Below are 14,992 nucleotides of genomic sequence, written 5' to 3'. Positions count from 1 at the left end.
AACGGGCTCGCCGAGGGGCCCGGCGTCCCCGCAGCGCCGGGCCGCCGCACCGGCGGCTCCGGGGGCCACACGGCGCCCGACCGACCCACCGGGGATCGCGAGCCCGTCGCCCCGCCGGCCGGGTCCACCGGCAAGCCGGGGACCCACACGACACCGGACCCGTTGGCCGGGGGCCCGGAGGCCCTCGCCGCGCCGGGCACGGGCCCGCGTGGCCACGGTGCGCACCCTGCGCCGGGCGGGATCGCGGCCGGCGGGCGGCCGGGGCGTGCGTCCGCGCCCGCCGGTGGGGCGGACGGTGTGCCAGGAGGGAGTCGCGGCGCGGCCGCACGCGCGGTGCGGGACGTGCCGGTGCCTGCGGGCTCCGGGCCGCTCGCCCGTGTGCGGGCCGGTGGCGTGAACATCCCCTACGGCGGAGCCGAGTACTCCGGTGACGCCTGGACGTGGGTGCGGGCCGGGGAACGGGTCACACTGATGCTGGCGGACGGGCTGGGGCACGGCCCGGAGGCCGCCCGGGCCTCGTCCGCCGCCGCCGCGGCGCTGCACCGGTGGGCCCACCTCTCCCCCGCCGAGGCGCTGCGGCACCTCCACGACGCGCTGCGGGGCACCCGGGGCGCGGCCGTCGCCGTGGCCCAGCTCGATCTGCGGGCCGGTCGGCTCACGTTCGCCGGCATAGGGAACGTGGGGGCGCGGCTGCGCGCCGACGGCAGCTGGCGGCCCCTGCTGTCACGGCCCGGCATCGTCGGCGTCCACCGGCCCACCACCCTCCGCGAGGAGGAGGCCGGCTGGGCGGCCGACCGGCTGCTCATCCTGCACACCGACGGCCTGCCCAGCCGCTGGGCCCCGCCGTCCGGCGACACTGGCGCGCCCGCAGCCGACCCGGCCGTGACGGCCGCCGTGACGATACGCGACGCGAGCAGTCCCGCCCGGCCGGTGCGGGACGACACCGCCGTGGCCGTGCTGACCCCCACCCCGCCGGAACGCCCATGATGCGCACTTGGCAGATCACCACCGTCACCGACGCGGCACGCGCGCGGATCGCCCTCGCGCGCCTGGCCGCCGCCTACGGTGTGCCCACCCTCGAACGGACCCGGCTCGCCGCCGACCTCAGCGCCCACCTGCGGCAGTGCCTCACCAAGGGCGGCACCTGGCTGCTCACCCTGAACGTCGCCGGGTCGCCCGCCGAGCAGGGCCTGCTGCACGCCGTGGTGACCCCGTCACCGGAGGCGTGCGCCGCCGGGGAGCCGCCGTGGGAGGTCACCGTCCCCTGCCCGGAGGCGGCCGAGGCCGCGGACGCCGGCACGGTCGCCGAGGACCCGGCGGCCCTGGCCGAGGCCCTGCTCGGCGCCGACGAGGACACCGCCGTGGTGCTGGACAAGCTCACCGAGCAGGAGGACCTGGTCGCCTTCCACCGGGAGGAGCTGCACCAGACGAACCAGGGCGTGCTGGCGCTGCACGCCGAGCTGGACGCGGCGGGCCGGGCCCAGCGCGAGGCCTTCGCCGCCGAGCGCCACGCCCGCAACGAGGCGGAGAGCGCCCGCCGCAGGCTGACGTTCCTCGCCGACGCCAGCGCCGTGCTGACGGCCTCCCTCAACCACGAGGAGATCGTGCGCCGGCTGCCCGAACTGCTGGTGCCGGAGTACGCGAGCAGCGTCGACGTCTGGCTGTTCGACGAGGACGACAAGCACCGGACGACCCCGCATCCGGCCGCCGCGGTGCTGGCCGCGCGGACCGGGCGGCCCCAGTACGCGGCCGGCCACCCGGGCAACCTGCCCGGCGTCGACGACCAGCCGCCGTCGGCGCTGGACCCCGGCACGCCGCTGCTGTGCGTGCCGCTGCCGACGCGGCGGGCCCCGCTCGGCGTGCTGACGCTGTCGCCGCCCGGTGCGCGCTGGGACCCCGACGACGCGGTGATGCTGATCGAACTCACCCGGCGGGCCAGCATCGCCATCGACAACGCCCGCCGCTTCGAGCACAACCGCGACATCGCCGAGACGCTGCAGCGCGCGCTGCTCACGGACCTGCCGGCCACGCCCGGCCTCAGCCTGGCCGCGCGGTATCTGCCGGCCACGCACGGGCTGAACATCGGCGGTGACTGGTACGACGCGTTCCCGCAGCGGGACGGCGGGCTCATCACCGTCATCGGCGACGTGACCGGGCACGGCCTGCACGCCGCGGTGATGATGAGCCAGCTGCGCACCGCGCTGCGGGCGTACGCCGTCGACGGCGACAGCCCGGGCCGGCTGCTGACCCGGCTGCACCGGTTCCTGCACCACCTGCAGCCGGACCTGTACGCCACGGCCGTCATCGCCCGGTTCCACCCCGACGAGCCCACACTGACCTGGGCCGCCGCGGGTCATCCCCCACCGGTGCTGCGTCTGGCCGACGGCACCGTGCGCACCCTCGACGCCAAGCCCGGCGCGATGCTCGGCATCCCCCTCACCCAGGAGATCGACGACCACACCGTGCAGCTGTCGCCCGGATCCACGCTCGCGCTGTACACGGACGGGCTGGTGGAACGGCGCGCGCAGGGCATAGACCCGGGCATCGAGCGGCTGGCCGCGGCGCTGGGACGGTTCGACTCCGCGGAGCTGGACGCGGACCTGGAGGGCTCGGCGGACCGGATCCTGCATCCGCTGTTGAGCGACTCCGAGCGCGACGACGACGTGTGCCTGTTGCTGTGCCACGTCCGGGGCGACGCCGCCTCCTGACCGGGTCCGGCCCCGGCCGGAGCGGTGTGCACGCGTTCTTCACTCCCACCCGGTGCTTTTCGGCCATCCGGAGGGCATGGTGGTGATCGACGCGTTCGTCTGCCTGCCACGCCCGACTGGCGGCCCGGCCGGACACGGGGTGGGATCGAAAGGGTGCGAACCGGCGATCCAGGGGCAGGCGAAAGGCGTTCGAGGCAGACCGCCTGGAGCCGCAGAAAGGGATGAACACCGTGACACGACCCAGGATCCTGGTGGTTGGCGCAGGCTTCGCCGGCGTGGAGTGCGTCCGCCGTCTGGAACGGAAACTCTCCCCGGACGAGGCCGACGTCACCCTGGTGACGCCGTTCGCCTACCAGCTGTATCTGCCGCTGCTCCCCCAGGTCGCCTCCGGCGTGCTCACGCCGCAGTCGATCGCCGTCTCCCTGCGCCGCAGCAAGAAGTACCGCACGCGGATCATTCCGGGCGGCGCCATCGGCGTCGACCTGAAGGCGAAGGTGTGCGTCATCCGCACCATCACCGACGAGATCGTCGACGAACCGTACGACTACATCGTGCTGGCGCCCGGCAGCATCACCCGGACCTTCGACATCCCGGGTCTGACGGAGCACGCGTTCGGGATGAAGACGCTCGCGGAGGCGGCCTACATCCGGGACCACGTCATCTCCCAGCTGGACCTGGCGGACGCGAGCCAGGACCCGCAGGAGAGGGCCTCGCGGCTGCAGTTCGTGGTGGTCGGCGGCGGCTACGCGGGCACGGAGACGGCGGCCTGCCTGCAGCGTCTGACGCACGCCGCCGTCAAGCGCTACCCGCGCCTGGACCCGGGCCTGATCAAGTGGCACCTGATCGACATCGCGCCGAAGCTCATGCCGGAGCTCGGCGAGAAGCTCGGCAGCAGCGCGCAGGAGATCCTGCGCCGCCGGGGCATCGAGATCTCCCTGGGCACCTCCATCGCCAAGGCGGGCCCCGAGGAGGTCACCTTCACCGACGGGCGGGTGATCCCGACCCGCACGCTCATCTGGACCGCCGGCGTCGTCGCCAGCCCGCTGATCGCCACGCTGGGTGCGGAGACCGTCAAGGGCCGTCTCGCGGTCGCCGCCGAGATGAACCTCCCGGGCTGCGACGGCGTGTTCGCGCTCGGCGACGCGGCCGCCGTGCCCGACCTGGCCAAGGGCGAGGGGGCCATGTGCCCGCCCACCGCGCAGCACGCGCTGCGGCAGGGCCGGCACGTCGCCGACAACGTGATCGCCTCGCTGCGCGGGCAGTCGATGACGCCGTACGTCCACAAGGACCTGGGGCTCGTCGTCGACCTCGGCGGCACCGACGCGGTGTCCAAGCCGCTGGGCATCGAACTGCGCGGCCTGCCCGCCCAGGCCGTCGCCCGCGGGTACCACTGGTCGGCGCTGCGCACCAACGTCGCCAAGACGCGGGTGATGACGAACTGGCTGCTCAACGCGGTCGCCGGTGACGACTTCGTACGGACGGGGTTCCAGGCGCGCAAGCCCGCGCGGCTGAAGGACTTCGAGTACACCGACGCCTACCTGACGCCGGAGCAGGTGCGGGCGCACGTCGAGGGGACCGGACGGCAGGAGTAGCACCCGGCCCGGGCGGGAGCCGCCGCACGCGGCGTGACATGCTGAGGTGCGGATCTTGCTGGGTGAGTCGGGAGAGAGTACGGCGGCGTGAGGGCGGCGGGACACTCGGTGCGGACACGGCTGCGGGACCGGATCGCGGCGTCCGACCCGGGGCTGCTGCGCCTGACGGCCGGACTGCGGACCGTCGGCGCGATCGCCCTCACCCTGGCCGTGCTCTCCCTGCTGGGGACGGACGTGCCCCACCTGGTGGCGGGGGCCATGGCGGCGATGGTCGCCACCTTCGCCATCCGGGAGAAGCAGCGGGGCGCGCAGGCCGTGACGCTGGCGCTGGGCCTGCCGGTGGCGCTGGCCTCGGTGAGCCTGAGCGCGGTCCTCGGCGAGCGCCGCGTCGTCGGTGACGCCTTCTTCGTCGTCCTGATCTTCTGCGCGGTCTACGGCCGCCGGTTCGGCGACCGGGGCACCGCGCTCGGGCTGATCGCCTTCCAGGTGTACTTCCTGTCCCTGTTCGTCGGCGCCACCGTCTCCGCGCTGCCCGCGCTGTACGGCGCCATCGCCCTGGCCTTCGGCGCCAGTGCGGTGCTGCGGTTCGCGGTGGTCCCCGCGACGCCCGCGGGCATCCTGACCCGGCTGCGGCTGGCCTTCCGTGCCCGGCTGGCCCAGCTGGTGTCCGCGCAGCTGGACCTCCTCGACGCGGGCGAGGACGACATGGACAAGGCGCTCGGGGCCGTGCGCGAGGGCACGGCGCGGCTGCACGAGACCGCGATGATGATCCAGGGACGGCTGGAGGAGGGCACCCCGGACGAGTCGGCGGCGCGGCTGGTGCAGCGCCGGATCGCGGACGCCGAGATCGCCGCCGAGCGGCTCGGACTGCTGCTGCTGACGGCGCGCAGCGCCGAACGGGCCGACACGCTCACCCTGCACCTGCCGGGGGCGCCCGCCCCGACGGTGGCCGTGCCGGCCGTGCCCGACGAGTCCACCGCCACGCTGCGCCGGGACCTGCGGGCGCTGCACACGCTGGTGCTGCGGGCCGGCGGCGGCGACACGGGCACCGCGCTGGCGCACGTGCGCAACCGGCTGCTCGGCTACCGGGACGAGGAGAACCTGCCGCCGGCCCCCGCCGCCGTGCAGGACGTCTTCCGCGGCATCGGCGAGGCCGCCCGCGCGGTGCTGGGGCTGCGGATCGCCCTGGACGGCCCGCAGGACGAGTCGGACGACTCCCCCGCGACGACCCGCTCCCGTGAGGAGCTGGACGCGGAGGAGGCCGCGCTCGACGGCGGCGCCGAGGAACCGGCGCGGGAGGAGCAGACGGGCCTGCGGCGTCCCACCACGCGCGCGGCCGTGCAGGTCGCGGTCGGTTCCTCACTGGCCATCGCGGGCGGGGAGCTGCTGTCCACGCAGCGCTGGTACTGGGCGGTGCTGACGTGCTGGATCGTCTTCATCAACACGTCCTCGACGGGTGAGATCCTGGTCAAGGGCTACCGGCGGCTGCTGGGCACGGTCTTCGGCGTCGTGGCCGGCATCGTGCTGGCGGGGCTGGTCGGGCAGCACACGGTGACGGCGTTCGCGCTCGTGCTGGTGCTGATCTTCGCGATGTTCTACGTGGCGCCGCTGTCGTATACGCTGATGTCGTTCTTCGTGACGGCGATGCTCGGACTGCTGTACACGCTGCTGCACACCTACAGCCTGGACGTGCTGGTGCTGCGCATCGAGGAGACGGCGATCGGCGCCGTGTGCGGGGTGGTCGCGGCGGCGCTGGTGCTGCCGGTGCGGACGGACCGTCGGACCAACGAGCTGCTGGAAACGGTGCTGGAGCGGCTGGCCGGGGTCGCTGAGGCGGCGGTGGGCCAGCTCAGCGGCGGGCCCGCCGACGAGCTGCTGGACAAGGCGCGTGACCTGGACCAGGCGCTGGCCGATCTGCGGGCCGCCACCCAGCCGCTGACGCATCCAGTCACGCCGCTGCGGGCCCGGCGGGACACGGCCCGGTACGTGGTGGCGCTGCTGGAGACGTGCGCGTACCACGCGCGCACGCTCGCGGCCACGGCGGAGCTGCTGCCCACGCATCCGTCGATCGCGGCGGACCCGCGGCTGCGCGGGGCGGCCGCGCGCACCGTGCGCAACATCGAGGCCATCGCGGCCCGGGTGGCCGGCGAGCACGCCGGGGCGACGGTGGAGACCGGGCCGAGCATCGCCTCGCTGCTGGGCCCCGACGCCGGAACACCGCGCTACGGCCGCATCACCGACCGCGTGCTGCGGCACCTGGAGCGGCTGGACGAGGCCGTGGTGGGCCTCGCCCGGCCGCTGGGCGTGCCGGTGTCGACTCCCCGGGGCTGAGGGGCGCGATGCCCCGCGGGGCCGCCGGTCAGAAATCGGTGGGCAGGCCGCTCACCTCGGCGATGCCCCGCAGTTCCTCGGTCTGCCGGTGCCGTTCCTTGATGTAGTCGGCTATCTCGCCGAGCCGGACGGGGTCGGACGCGGTGGTCGCGTCGGTGACGATCCGGACCGGGCCGGTCTCGTCGACCTCGAGCTCGATCACTTCGTTGTCCAGGCGGCCGGTGACGGCGGTGGCGATGACGAGGGCCACCTCGTCACGGACCTCCTGGGGCAGTTCGTCGTTGGCCCCGGAGTCGAGCGCGAAGTCGAGGCTGGACAGGCGTTCCTCGTCGATCGCCTCGAGGACCGGTTCGACCACGCGCATCAGGAGGCGGTAGTCCTCCGTGTCCATCCGGATGCGCAGGAGGTCCAGGTACACGTCCACGGGCCGGCCGTCGCCATGCGGAATCTCGGAATCGCTCATTCGCTCCGTGTTCCCCGCGAGACGCGGCTCAGACGCGGCGCCAGCGGGCCATGGCGAAGGAGAACAGCCCGAAGAGCACCAGTCCGGCCGCGACGCAGACCAGCAGCCAGGGGCCGAGCGGGGTGTCGGCGAAGCTGCGCAGGGTGTCGTCCAGGCCCTTGGCGCGGTCCGGTTCGTAGTCGATCGCCGCGCGCACGGCGAAGACACCGGCGACGGCGAAGACCAGCCCGCGGGCCGCTCCCCCGGCCACGCCCGTGACGTCGACCAGCCGCCGCGTGCGCGGGCTCATCTGCCCGAGCCGGAGCTTGTCGTGGTACTTGCGCAGGATCGCGCGTACGGCGATCCAGCCGCCGGCCGCGACGATCGCGAGCCCGGCGGCGCCGACCAGCCACTGGCCGGCGGGGATCTCCAGGACCCTGGCCGTGGCGTCCCGGGACTGCTGGTCGCTGGAGCCGCCGCTCTGGTGCCGGCTGGCCGCGAACGACAGCACCGAGTAGGCGACGAAGACGTAGAAGGCGCAGCGGGCGGCGGCCATGAGCCGTTTGCGCGGGCTGCGGCCGTCCTTGCCGACCGAGCCGAAGACCACCTCGGACAGGCGCCACAGGGCCATGCCGACGAGACCGACGCCCAGCGCCCACAGGAGCACCGCGCCGAACGGCTTCTGCGCCAGTTCCTGCAGGGCTCCCCCGCGGTCGGCCTGCCGGCCGGTGTCGTCGAAGGCGATCTGCAGGGCCAGAGCCCCGACGAGCAGATAGATCACGCCCCGGGCGGTGAAACCCGCCCGTGCCGCCCCCTCGGTCACCGAGCCCCGCGCCGTCCGCCGGGCCCGGAAGCCGCCGCTCCGTGCCATCGCACTCGTGTTCATGTGGACCTCCCGGGACTCCGGATGCCCCGGGTCGGCGGTCGCACACCCGGCCCGCCCTTCGGACCAGGGGGTTCCGGTTGTGCGGTCGCGTCGCGGGGCCCGGCGGTGCGGCGGTGTCCCCCGCGTCGCGGCGGACTCAGGACCGCCGCGGTGCGGCGGTGCTTCCATACGGTGCGGGGACGCGAGGGTCCGGCCCGCGGCTGCCGCCGCGGGCCGGACCCTTGTGCCCCTGTTCGCCTTCCCCGTCAGCGCACGCGCTCAGGCGGGCTCGGTGGCCGCCATCCGCTTCTGGGTGACCAGGGAGACCGTCTCGCGGGCCGGTGCGGGTGCGGCCGCGAGCCACCGGTGGGCGGCTTCCAGTGCGTGCCGGACGTCCCTGGTGCCCGTGGACACGCACAGGGTGTACGCCAGATCGCGTACCCGTGCGCTCACCTCTGCCGTCGCGCGGCCGGCTTCGGTGGTCGCCGACAGTGCCTCGTACTCGTCGACGAGACGGCGCAGCACGGCGGGGTGGGGCCTCAGCATGTCGTTCGCTCCTTGTGGGGGTGGTGGTTGGTCAGGCCGTGGCAGAAGGGCCGCCGCTGCCCCGGGTCCCGGTCCGCTGACCCAGGACCTCGTCCCGCACGCGGGCGCAGCTGCGGCTGATGAGCCGGGAGACGTGCATCTGGGAGATGCCCAGCCGGTCCGCGATGCGGCTCTGGGTCATGTCCTCGAAGAAGCGCATGTAGAGGATGGCCCGTTCGCGTTCCGGAAGCCGGCGCAGGCCTTCCTTGGCGGATTCGCGGTCGACCACGGTGTCGTAGGACGAGTCGGCCGCGCCGAGGGTGTCGGCGAGGCTGTAGCCGTCGTCGTCGGCGGACAGCTCGGCGTCCAGCGACAGCGTGCTGAAGCTGTCGAGGGCCTCGAGTCCGGCGTTGACCTCTTCCTCGGTCAGGCCGGTGTGCGTGGCGATGTCCGCCACGGAGGGTTCCGGGCTGCCCGGGTTCTGGGTGAGTTCACGCCGTGCGACGCGCACCTTGTTGCGCAGTTCCTGCACGCGGCGCGGGACCCTCAGAGCCCACATGCGGTCCCGGAAGTGGCGCTTGACCTCGCCGGTGATGGTGGGGACGGCGTAGCTCTCGAAGGCTCCCCGGCTCGGGTCGAACCGGTCGATGGCCTTGACGAGCCCCAGGGCGGCGACCTGGCGGAGGTCCTCGATCGACTCCCCGCGGTCGCGGAAACGGCCGGCGATGCGGTGGGCCATGGGCAGCCAGAGCGTGACCAGTTCGTCGCGGACGGCTTCCCTCTCGGGCCCCTCCTCGAGTTCCGCCATGCGGGCGAAGAGCGCGGCGGTGTCGGGCGCGTCGTCGTGACGCCGCTTGGTGGCGGTGGTCGTCGTTTCGGGCGTGCCGGGACGGTTGGTGGGCGTTTCGATGAGCATGCGGATTCGCTCCTGAACGGTGGTTTCAGGGATTTACCGCGGGAAGGTCGCTGCCCGGATCAACCTGGACGGCCTCCGGGGCAGCCATACCGCTCCCGCTGGCGCGCCTCCGGTCCGAAGCACGAAACTGCGTCTGCCCTGACCCCGGTGGAACAAACTCCGCTTCGCCGCGCAATCTTCCGGAACCCATCTCGGCACCGATCTCCGCAGCTCAGGACAGGGGGACCACAGCGGTGATGCACTTGCCCCCGGTCGGCAGGTCCGACACCCGGATGTCGCGGGAGAGCCGGCAGACGATGGGCCAGCCGTGGCCGCCGTGCCGGGTCCGGCCGTGCGGGTCGGTGCGCGGGACGGCCACCGGCAGCCGGTCACTGCGGTCGCTGACCGAGACCCGGACGCCGGGTCCGTCGACGTCGACGTGGAAGTCGGTCACTCCGCCGCCGTGCAGGATCGCGTTGGTCGTCAGCTCCGAGGCGACGAGCAGCGCGTCGGACAGGGCGTCCGCGTCACACGGGGTGCGGGTGGCACGGCAGCGTTCGGCCACGGCCCGTTCCACGGCCCGGCGTGCCTCGGCGGGCTGGCACGGCCGGGGGCGGTCGGCGCCGGGCGGTTCGAATACGGATTCGATCATGCGCTCCTCGCACATCCTTCAGCTCCCTGCTCGGTCAGGACGGAAGGACGGATCCGGACGGCGTTGCCCACCGCTCGCACGGGCACGCCACGGGCTCACGGACCCGTTGCTTCCTTCAACTGCCGCGGCGTTCCTACGCGCACCTCGCGAGCGCCGCGGGCTCTCCTTTCGGCTCACCTTTCGCCGCACCTGCAAACCTCCGGGGCACGCCCCCGGCCCGAAAACCCCCGGACAGCGGCGAGCCGGTGCCATCTCCGGGCGCTGACGGGGTACGCGGTGGACATGACCGACGTGGTGGACTCCGACGAACTGCTGCGACGCATCCAGCGCGCGAGGGCCTGCGCGCTGCGGGAGGAGCAGGCGTGGCAGACCAGGAGCGACGAACTGAGCGCGACGGACCCGCAGGGCTCGCGGGACGCGACCGTCCGGCGCATGTCCTACGAGGCGGTCCGCACGGTGCTGGACGAGATCCTCACCCCGGGCAGGCACGCGGCGGAGGGCTGACCGGCACGGCAGGCCGGCGGACGAGGAAAGCGGCGACCGCGACCGGACCGGCCTGCCGGTGCGCGGGGCGAAGACCGGTCCCCCGGGCGGGCCCCGCCCCGGACCGGGCCGGTGGGTCTTCCGGCCGGTCCCGCGAGGGCCCGGTCCGGCCGCGGCCCCGGGGTACCCGGGCGGGCCCTGCCGCGGAACCGGGCGTACGGCATCCGTGGGACGGCGCCCGCCGCCACGGATTGTGCGCCCCCGCCCCGGGAACCCGGTGCGCATGACAGTCGACCACACCCGTGCACCGGTTCTGGAAGCCCTGGACGCCTATCGCCGCAAGGGGCATCTGTCGTTCACGCCGCCCGGGCACAAGCAGGCCCGCGGTGCCGATCCGGAGGCCCGGGAGATCCTCGGGGACGCCGTGTACCTCGGGGACGTGCTGGCCACGGGCGGGCTGGACGACCGGCTCACCCGGGGGCAGGTGCTGCAGCGGGCGCAGGAGCTGATGGCCGACGCGGTCCACGCGGAGCACACCTTCTTCAGCACGTGCGGCAGCTCCCTGTCCGTGAAGGCCGCCATGCTGTCCGTCGCGGGCCCGCACGAGAAGCTGCTGGTCGGACGGGACGCCCACAAGTCCGTGGTGTCGGGACTGATCATCTGCGGGATCAAGCCGGTCTGGGTCGAGCCCCGCTGGGACGCCGAGCGGCACCTCGCGCATCCGCCGTCCGCCGAGGAGTTCGACCGGGCCTTCGAGGCCCACCCGGACGCGCGCGGGGCGCTGGTGACGAGCCCGACGCCCTACGGCGGCTGCGCGGACCTGCGGGCGATCGCCGAGGTCTGCCACCGGCGTTCACGGCCACTGATCGTCGACGAGGCGTGGGGCGCGCACCTGCCGTTCCACCCCGGCCTGCCGTCCTGGGCGATGGACGCGGGCGCGGACATCTGCGTGACCAGCATCCACAAGATGGGCAGCGGCCTGGAGCAGGGCTCCGTCTTCCACCTCCAGGGCGACCTCGTCCCGCCGGCCCTGCTCGGGATGCGCGCGGACCTGCTGGGGACCACCAGCCCGTCGGTGCTGATCTTCGCGGGCCTGGACGGCTGGCGCCGCCAGATGGCGCTGCACGGCGAGGAGCTGATGGGCGGCACGCTGGCCCTGGCGGCGGAGGTGCGCGCCGCGATCGAGGAGATCGACGGGCTGCACGTCAACGACCGCGGCGACTTCTGCGGCCCCGGGCTGTCCGACGACTTCGACCCGCTGCCCGGCGTCATCGACCTGACCGAGCTGGGCATCTCCGGCTTCCAGGCGGCGGACTGGCTGCGCGAGCACCGGCAGATCGACGCGCATCTGGTCGACCACCGCCGGATCGGCGCCCAGCTCACCCACGGCGACGACCGGGAGACGACCGGCGAGCTGCTGGCGGCGCTGCGCGACCTCGCCCGGGCCGCGCGGGACCTGCCCGAGGCACCGCGCGTGGAGGTGCCCCCGCCCGCTCAGCTGCGGATGGAACAGGCGGTCCTGCCGCGTGACGCCTTCTTCGGCCCGGCCGAGGACGTGCCGGTGGCCGAGGCGGCCGGACGGATCGCGGCGGAGATGATCACGCCCTATCCCCCGGGCATCCCGGCGGTTCTGCCGGGCGAGCTGCTCACCGAGCCGGTGCTGGCGTACCTGCGGACCGGACTGGAGGCGGGTATGCACCTCCCCGACCCGACGGATCCCGGGCTGCAGACGGTCCGGGTCGTCGCGAAGGGCGCCGGGAAGTGAAACAGGTCACGCGACCCGCTCTTGGGTACGCGAACGCCCCCTGAATGGTTTACCGTTCATTCATACGTGGTGACGGAGTCGACCCCGGTCCTCCGTGCCGCCACATACGGCCCTGGCTGGTTTCCCCCGTCCAGCCAGGGCTTTCTCATGCCCGGACGGCGCCGATGAGGAAGTCTCGTACGCCGAGGTGCCCAAGGCTTAGCCAGCGGCTGAAATGGGCGTAGGGACAGCACCGCAGTCGACCGCCCGGCGAGGAGCTCCGCATGACCAAAGCGATCAAACTCCTGACCGCCCTGCCCCCGCCCCAGCGTCAGCGCCTGATGGCGCTGGCCCGGGAGGCGTCCTTCCCCGAGGACGCCCGGATCTTCGAGGCGGACGGCCCGGCCGACCGCTTCTGGGTCATCCGCTCCGGCGCCGTCTCCCTGGACCAGCAGGTCAACTCCCTGCAGCGGGTGACCGTGGCCAGTCTCGGGGCGGGCGACCTGCTGGGCTGGTCCTGGCTGTTCCCGCCGTACACCTGGGACTTCGGCGCGGTGGCGTTCAGCCCGGTGCGGGCCTACGAGTTCGACGCGAGGGCCGTGCTGGACCTGTGCGAGGAGGACCCGCGGCTCGGGCTGACGCTGGTGCGCAGCGTCGCCGAGGTGCTCGCCCACCGGCTGGAGATGACCCGGGGCAAACTCATGGAGCAGTACACGCTGCACCGGCGCGGGGCGCTGTGAGGCCCCGGGGGCGTCAGACGCGGTAGCGGCGCAGCGCCGGCACCGTGGCGGCGAGGAGCAGCATCACGGCGACGACCAGCAGCCCGCCGCCCGCCACGGCGGCGCGGGGGCCGAAGGCCGAGCCCGCGGTGCCGTGCAGCACGTCGGCGAGGCGCGGGCCGCCCGCCACGACGACGGTGAAGACGCCCTGCATGCGCCCGCGCATCTCGTCGGTGGCGGCGGACAGCAGGATCGCCCCGCGGAAGACCATGGAGACCATGTCGGCCACCCCGGCGACGGCGAGGAACGCCACCGCCACCCACAGGTTGGCGCTCAGTGCGAAGCCCGTGATGGCCGCGCCCCAGACGACGACCGCCCCGATGACCATCCAGCCGTGCCGGCGGGCCCGGGAGAAGGTCCCGGAGAACAGTCCGCCGAGCACCGCGCCGACGGGGATCGCCGCGAACAGCAGTCCCAGCGCGAGCCCCTCGCCGCAGGGCGCGTAGGTCTCGGCGGCGAGCTGCGGGAACAGGGCCCGGGGCATGCCGAGGACCATGGCGACGATGTCGGCGAGGAAGGACAGCAGCAGCACGGTGTGCCCCCACATGTACCGGAAGCCCGCGGCGATCTCCTTCACCCCCGCGCGCCGCACCGCCGCCCCGGCCAGGGGCGGCAGCGACGGCAGCCGGTACACGGCCCACACCGTGACGCACAGCGCCAGGGCGTCGGCGAGGTACAGCTCGGGCAGGCCGACGACGGGGATGAGGGCCCCGGCGAGCAGGGGTCCGGCCACCTGCCCGGTCTGCATCACCGTGGAGCCGAGGGCGTTGGCGGCGGCCAGTTCGTCCGCGGGGACCAGGCGGGCGATGGAGGCGTTGCGGGCCGGTGCGTTCAGGCCCCAGAAGGCCTGCTGCAGCGCGAGCAGCAGCATCAGCGCGGCCACCGAATCCAGGCCGGCGAGGGCCTGGAACCAGAAGAGCAGCGAGGTGACGGCGATGCCGGTGTTGGTGATCAGCAGCAGCTTGCGCCGGTCCATGGTGTCGGCGATCGCCCCGCCCCACAGCGCGAACACGATCAGCGGCAGCAGACCGGCCAGGCTCGCGGCGCCCACCCAGGCCGACGAGCCCGTGATGTCGTAGATCTGCTTGGGCACGGCCACCGCGGTGAGCTGGCTGCCCACGGCGGTGACGACGGTGGAGGCCCACAGGCGGCGGTAGGCGGGGCGGCGCAGCGGACGGGTGTCCATCGTCCAGCGGCGCCGGCCCCGCCGCGGGGGCGTCGACGGGTCCGGCTCCGGCCGTCCGGTCGTGCTCCCACTCGTGTCCACGCGCCCCCGCCCTGTCGATGCCCGCTACATCTTTCCGGCCGGGATCACTATCGCACCACCTCCCGGCCGCCCGGCGACGGCCTTCAGCTGCCGGTGATCAGCAGGACACCCAGCACGATCATGGTGGCGGCGACCAGGCCGTCCAAGGCCCGCCAGGCGGCGGGCCGGGCGAGGAACCGGCCGAGCAGCCGGGCGCCGAAGCCGAGGGCGGTGAACCAGCTCAGGCTGGCCAGCACGGCGCCCAGGGCGAACGTCCAGCGCAGCGGGCCGTGGTCGGCGGCGACGGAGCCCAGCAGGAACACGGTGTCCAGGTAGACGTGCGGATTGAGCCAGGTCATCGCCAGGCAGGTGAGCACGGCCCGGCGCACCGAGCCCGCCGCCTCCCCCTCCGCGCGCAGCGCGCCCCCGTCCGGCCGGAACACCCGGCGGGCCGCCAGCGCTCCGTAGCCCAGCAGGAACGCGCCGCCGATCCAGGCGACCGCGGTCAGCGCGCCCGGCCAGGTCACCACCACCGCACCGACCCCGGCGACGCCGAGGGCGATCAGCAGCGCGTCCGACAGTGCGCAGATGGCGACGACGGCGAGGACCGCCTGACGGCGGACGCCCTGGCGCAGGACGAAGGCGTTCTGGGCGCCGATGGCCACGATGAGGGACAGTCCGGTGCCGAATCCGGCGGCGCCGGCGGTGAGGGTGCTGGTCATGGCGTCGA

The 14,992-nt window shown here is 74.1% G+C and carries 13 protein-coding genes and 1 pseudogene; 7 read left to right on the top strand and 7 right to left on the bottom strand.

What is annotated here, in order from left to right; genetic code table 11:
* Positions 1 to 354: 354 nt before the first annotated feature.
* The 4 genes and pseudogenes from AC07DA_RS03855 to AC07DA_RS03840 all read left to right on the top strand — a co-directional run.
* Positions 355 to 987: pseudogene (locus AC07DA_RS03855) on the top strand (SpoIIE family protein phosphatase); the annotation flags it as partial.
* Entirely contained in the window at positions 984 to 2,708 is a 1,725-nt protein-coding gene (locus AC07DA_RS03850; RefSeq protein ID WP_479124302.1) for a PP2C family protein-serine/threonine phosphatase, read from the top strand. The pseudogene AC07DA_RS03855 and the gene AC07DA_RS03850, both read left to right, overlap by 4 nt.
* Positions 2,709 to 2,929: 221 nt before the next feature.
* On the top strand, positions 2,930 to 4,300 hold the full coding sequence (locus tag AC07DA_RS03845) for an NAD(P)/FAD-dependent oxidoreductase (protein WP_479124300.1): 1,371 nt from the start codon (positions 2,930 to 2,932) through the stop codon (positions 4,298 to 4,300).
* Positions 4,301 to 4,387: 87 nt separating this feature from the next.
* Positions 4,388 to 6,631, top strand: coding sequence for an FUSC family protein (locus tag AC07DA_RS03840; protein WP_479124299.1), 2,244 nt, complete (start codon positions 4,388 to 4,390; stop codon positions 6,629 to 6,631).
* A 28-nt stretch (positions 6,632 to 6,659) separates the two neighbouring features.
* Here AC07DA_RS03840 and AC07DA_RS03835 read toward each other — a convergent pair whose 3' ends face one another.
* The 5 genes from AC07DA_RS03835 to AC07DA_RS03815 form a co-directional block, all read right to left on the bottom strand.
* A complete protein-coding gene (locus tag AC07DA_RS03835; RefSeq protein WP_479124297.1) occupies positions 6,660 to 7,094 on the bottom strand; it encodes a hypothetical protein in 435 nt (144 codons plus the stop codon).
* 28 nt (positions 7,095 to 7,122) lie between these two features.
* Complete coding sequence (locus AC07DA_RS03830; protein ID WP_479124296.1) at positions 7,123 to 7,959, bottom strand: DUF1206 domain-containing protein; 837 nt, start codon at positions 7,957 to 7,959, stop codon at positions 7,123 to 7,125.
* Positions 7,960 to 8,217: 258 nt separating this feature from the next.
* Positions 8,218 to 8,484 (bottom strand): DUF5133 domain-containing protein, encoded by a 267-nt coding sequence (locus AC07DA_RS03825; protein ID WP_479124294.1) that lies wholly within the window; start codon positions 8,482 to 8,484, stop codon positions 8,218 to 8,220.
* 31 nt (positions 8,485 to 8,515) lie between these two features.
* Complete coding sequence (locus AC07DA_RS03820) at positions 8,516 to 9,379, bottom strand: RNA polymerase sigma factor SigF (protein ID WP_479124292.1); 864 nt, start codon at positions 9,377 to 9,379, stop codon at positions 8,516 to 8,518.
* A gap of 211 nt (positions 9,380 to 9,590) precedes the next feature.
* Complete coding sequence (locus AC07DA_RS03815; protein WP_479124290.1) at positions 9,591 to 10,025, bottom strand: ATP-binding protein; 435 nt, start codon at positions 10,023 to 10,025, stop codon at positions 9,591 to 9,593.
* Between the two features lie 267 nt (positions 10,026 to 10,292).
* Here AC07DA_RS03815 and AC07DA_RS03810 point away from each other — a divergent pair, with 267 nt between their 5' ends.
* From AC07DA_RS03810 to AC07DA_RS03800, 3 genes are all read left to right on the top strand, one after another.
* Entirely contained in the window at positions 10,293 to 10,514 is a 222-nt protein-coding gene (locus AC07DA_RS03810) for a hypothetical protein (RefSeq protein ID WP_479124288.1), read from the top strand.
* A 262-nt stretch (positions 10,515 to 10,776) separates the two neighbouring features.
* Positions 10,777 to 12,258 carry an aminotransferase class I/II-fold pyridoxal phosphate-dependent enzyme gene (locus tag AC07DA_RS03805; protein ID WP_479124287.1) on the top strand — a complete coding sequence of 494 codons (1,482 nt, stop codon included), beginning with the start codon at positions 10,777 to 10,779 and terminating at the stop codon, positions 12,256 to 12,258.
* 263 nt (positions 12,259 to 12,521) lie between these two features.
* Positions 12,522 to 12,977 (top strand): cyclic nucleotide-binding domain-containing protein, encoded by a 456-nt coding sequence (locus AC07DA_RS03800; protein ID WP_479124285.1) that lies wholly within the window; start codon positions 12,522 to 12,524, stop codon positions 12,975 to 12,977.
* A gap of 13 nt (positions 12,978 to 12,990) precedes the next feature.
* Here the strand turns inward: AC07DA_RS03800 and AC07DA_RS03795 are convergent, their stop codons facing one another.
* Together AC07DA_RS03795 and AC07DA_RS03790 are read right to left on the bottom strand one after the other, a co-directional pair.
* Complete coding sequence (locus tag AC07DA_RS03795) at positions 12,991 to 14,283, bottom strand: MFS transporter (protein WP_479124283.1); 1,293 nt, start codon at positions 14,281 to 14,283, stop codon at positions 12,991 to 12,993.
* An 83-nt stretch (positions 14,284 to 14,366) separates the two neighbouring features.
* Positions 14,367 to 14,984: a LysE/ArgO family amino acid transporter gene (locus AC07DA_RS03790; RefSeq protein WP_479124281.1), complete on the bottom strand. Its 618-nt coding sequence runs from the start codon at positions 14,982 to 14,984 to the stop codon at positions 14,367 to 14,369.
* Positions 14,985 to 14,992: the final 8 nt, after the last annotated feature.

Source organism: Streptomyces sp. NPDC044921 (assembly GCF_056432865.1).
Note: the sequence above shows the minus strand (reverse complement) of the source record. Positions and strands in the feature narration are given on the sequence as shown.